Source organism: Candidatus Andeanibacterium sp. (assembly GCF_057143545.1).
Map to the genome: position 1 here is coordinate 1 of NZ_DBNHSF010000160.1, position 1,801 is coordinate 1,801.

Consider the following 1,801-nt stretch of genomic DNA (forward strand, 5'->3'; position numbering starts at 1 on the left):
GCCACCGGAACGGCAAGGATAATTCGGGAAGGGCCAGCCTTGGCCAGCGCCTGAAGCGCAACCATCGCAGTGCTCCCCGTCGCTATCCCGTCATCGATCACGATGACCGTGCGCCCCTTGACCGGAACCGGCGGACCACTTCGGTAGGCCTCACGCCGGCGTTCGATGACGCCGAGTTCGCGTGCAACCTCGCGCTCGATATATGCACGGTCGGCCCCGACCATGCGTGCAGCCGCTTCGTTGATGACGGTCTGCATTGCAGAGCCATCGACAACGGCGCCAATCCCGTATTCCTTGTGTCCCGGCGCACCGATCTTGCGAACCAGGATGACGTCCAGCGGGGCGCCAAGAGCCTTTGCGACCTCGTAGCCAACCGGGACACCTCCGCGCGGAAGCGCCAGAACGACCGGGTCGGCCAGCTTCATGTCGACGAGTGCGCGAGCGAGGGCCTTTCCAGCCTCGGCCCGGTTCTGGAACAGGAGATTCCGGATCACGGCACCACTCCTCGGAAGTGGGTACGAAACCAGTCCCCGGCGAGTTCGACAACCTCGTCGAGCGTACCGGTTTCCTCGAACAGGTGGGTGGCCCCCGGCACTATGGCAATCTCATGGACGCACCCAAGCGCCCCGGCGGCCAATCGGTTCAGCGTGATGACCGGCTCGTCGAGCGAACCGACGATGAGCAAGGTCGGCGCCTTCACTGCCGCGAGCGCCGATCTTCCCGCAAGATCCGGGCGGCCTCCGCGGGAAACGACTGATACGATACGCTCATCACCCGCAGCTGCGCGCAGCGCTGCGCCAGCGCCGGTGCTGGACCCGAAATATGCCGGTTTGAGTAAACGTGTTTCCTCGAACTGCGATGCCCAGTCCGTTGCCCTGCGAAGACGCGATGCCAACAGGGATATGTCGAATACATTACGGCGATCGGTTTCCTCTGCCGGCGAAAGCAGGTCGAGCAGCAGCGTTGCCAGCTTGGCGTCCCGCAGGCGCTGTGCGACATAGCCATTGCGCGGACTTAGCCTGCCGCTGCCGCTGCCATGAGCGAAGATCACGAGGCCCAGCGCATCGACCGGTACGCCAAGTATGGCGTGCAGGGGAGGTTCGCCGGGCAATATCACTTCGTGTGTATCTTGGACCGAATGTTCCATAATTCGTTCTCGCTCAAAGTCCGAATGGCCATATCTCGGGGGCGCCGTGCGGGCGCTCGGGGCCCAGCGGCGTCACGGCGCGGGTATCTTCAAACCAGACGAAAGCATCGAATTGCTCGCCCAGAACCGATTCGAAGTAGTGGCTGAGGAACTCGCTTTGCGGCCGGTAAACGACCCCCACCGCGCGTTCCAACATGGTCCGGGATAACGCAGCCTTCAGCGAGCTGTCATCGCTGCGACGCCAATCGAGCAGGCACCGCATCGAACCGATCGCGCGGAAAGCCCCTTCCCAGCTGTCGTCACGGGCCGGGCGCAATTGCATGACTTCCATTGCCGCACCCCAGTCCGACGCCGCAGCAACGGTCCCGCGATCTGTCCCGAAACCGATCAGGACTGCCCCGTCGCCGTAAGCGGCGCGGACGAGCTCACCGATGTTGAATTCCCCGCGCCAGCCCATCGATGTCGCTGCCGCATTGCCGACGTGCGAATTGTGCGCCCAGACAATGGCACGAGCATCGTGGTGATGGGCCATCAACGCCTGAAGCGTTTCAAACATGTGCCGATCGCGCAGATTCCAGCTTTCGGCAGCACCGCGGTAGATCGAGCGATAATATTGCTCCGCCGCGCGCACGATCCGCGCATTGCGCTCTGCAT

At 63.3% G+C, this 1,801-nt stretch carries 3 protein-coding genes; all 3 read right to left on the reverse strand.

Features of this window, described 5'->3' with window-relative positions:
- A partial coding sequence (locus tag AC16XC_RS09275) for a phosphoribosyltransferase (RefSeq protein ID WP_484034368.1) occupies positions 1 to 494 on the reverse strand: 494 nt, incomplete at its 3' end.
- Complete coding sequence (locus AC16XC_RS09280; RefSeq protein ID WP_484034370.1) at positions 491 to 1,117, reverse strand: dienelactone hydrolase family protein; 627 nt, start codon at positions 1,115 to 1,117, stop codon at positions 491 to 493. The genes AC16XC_RS09280 and AC16XC_RS09275, both read right to left, overlap by 4 nt.
- A gap of 43 nt (positions 1,118 to 1,160) precedes the next feature.
- Positions 1,161 to 1,801: erythromycin esterase family protein (locus AC16XC_RS09285; protein ID WP_484034369.1), on the reverse strand; the 641-nt coding region annotated here is incomplete at its 5' end.